The following is a 1,373-nucleotide window of genomic DNA, read 5'->3' as shown; positions in this document are numbered from 1 at the left end:
CGAAGCGAAGGTTTTTACTATGCGCTGAGTTGAGTAAAAAAACGTGCCGCCTGAAGTTTGGCTTCATCAAAATATTCGCCTAGTTGGTTGCCAGACTTTAACGCCACGGCTCCCATTTCCACCCACATATAACTGTAAATAATAAGCCCAATTATATGCAAGTACTCATGGGCCGAGGCACCAATAATATTTGCATCCTAACCTGCCTTATCCATAACACGCTGCATATCTTCCGGTAATATTTTCGTTGGCTGTTTTACTTGCGCACTTAGCGATGTTGATGTCACTTTTTGCGATCTACTTCAGTATAATAGCAAGCGTATAATGTGTGAAATATTTCATCGGGGTAAGTAATGGCATTGGATTTCGAAGAACTGAACTGTTTCATTGAGACTATTCTAGCCGCCAATAACGGCGATCATCTTACGACGCTGGGAATTCGTCCTGAGTATGTTGAGCGTCACCGGGCTGGCCTGTCGATGCCTTATGGTGAAGCCTTGGTGGGGAATCCGGATACCGGCGTTATTCACGGTGGTGCAATCACGGCCTTATTGGATACCTGTTGTGGCTTTGCTGCTGCGACTGCATTAGATGATTTGGGGCTAACCCCAACAATTGATTTGCGTATTGATTATATGCGCCCAGCGACGCCAGGCCTTACCGTGTACGCTGATGCTGAAGTGTACCGTGTTACTGAAAGTGTGATTTTCACCCGTGCTATCGCACATCACGGAGATACTGATCTGACGATTGCGGCGGGGGTAGGTAATTTTTTCCGTATGGAGCCGGACTTATTTGCCGACATGCGCCGGGGGTTTCGTGCTTCCCAGGCAGTGAAAAATGGAAAACTAAAATCTGGTGATAGTGCTAATGGATGACTCAGAAATACGCACGCTGATAAGTCTGGTTCCCTACGCTAGAACCATTGGTATAAAAATGAGCGAGGAAACGGGCTGTTATTTATTGCCGGTAAAAATGAGTAATATTGGAAATCCGACGCTTCCAGCTCTGCACGGTGGGGCCGTTGCTGGTTTTATGGAGCTATCGGCTATGCTCTACGTCTTGCAACAGAGTGAAAGCGAAAAAATTCCCAAGGTCATCGATTTCGCGGTGGACTATGTGCGAGCGGGAAAATACTTGGCCACACATTCGCGTTGCAAGCTGGTGTATCTCGGTAGGCGGATGATCAATGTAAGTGTCAGTGCTTGGCAGGAAGATGAAGCCGCACCGATTGCGATGGCAAGGGCGCAGTTTTTAATAAAGGATTAACTTGCCGAAGTAAACATAGTGCTTATTTTTCTAGCCCTTTCCAAAGCAATAAATTTAAAATCGATCACACAGGTAAGCGAGATAATGCATATGAGGCGTCACCA

At 46.2% G+C, this 1,373-nt stretch carries 3 protein-coding genes; 2 read left to right on the top strand and 1 reads right to left on the bottom strand.

The window, feature by feature from the left end:
• Positions 1-17: 17 nt before the first annotated feature.
• Positions 18-185, bottom strand: a complete 168-nt coding sequence (locus tag HNQ57_RS18300) for an acyl-CoA dehydrogenase C-terminal domain-containing protein (protein WP_226968303.1) — start codon at positions 183-185, stop codon at positions 18-20.
• A 168-nt stretch (positions 186-353) separates the two neighbouring features.
• On the opposite strand from HNQ57_RS18300, the gene HNQ57_RS17650 reads away from it, so the two are divergent.
• A complete protein-coding gene (locus tag HNQ57_RS17650) occupies positions 354-878 on the top strand; it encodes a PaaI family thioesterase (protein WP_184465252.1) in 525 nt (174 codons plus the stop codon).
• Complete coding sequence (locus HNQ57_RS17645; protein WP_184465251.1) at positions 871-1,269, top strand: PaaI family thioesterase; 399 nt, start codon at positions 871-873, stop codon at positions 1,267-1,269. Before HNQ57_RS17650 ends, HNQ57_RS17645 begins: the two co-directional genes overlap by 8 nt.
• The last annotated feature ends 104 nt before the right edge of the window (positions 1,270-1,373 follow it).

This window comes from Zhongshania antarctica, from assembly GCF_014202945.1.
Classification (GTDB): Bacteria; Pseudomonadota; Gammaproteobacteria; order Pseudomonadales; family Spongiibacteraceae; genus Spongiibacter; species Spongiibacter antarcticus.
The sequence above is the reverse complement of the archived record's forward strand: the minus strand, read 5'-3'. Positions and strand labels throughout refer to the sequence as shown.

Coding starts and splice junctions, on each gene's coding strand:
- HNQ57_RS17645 (WP_184465251.1), top strand. CDS start 871: ATGGATGACTCAGAAATACGCACGCTGATAAGTCTGGTTCCCTACGCT.
- HNQ57_RS17650 (WP_184465252.1), top strand. CDS start 354: ATGGCATTGGATTTCGAAGAACTGAACTGTTTCATTGAGACTATTCTA.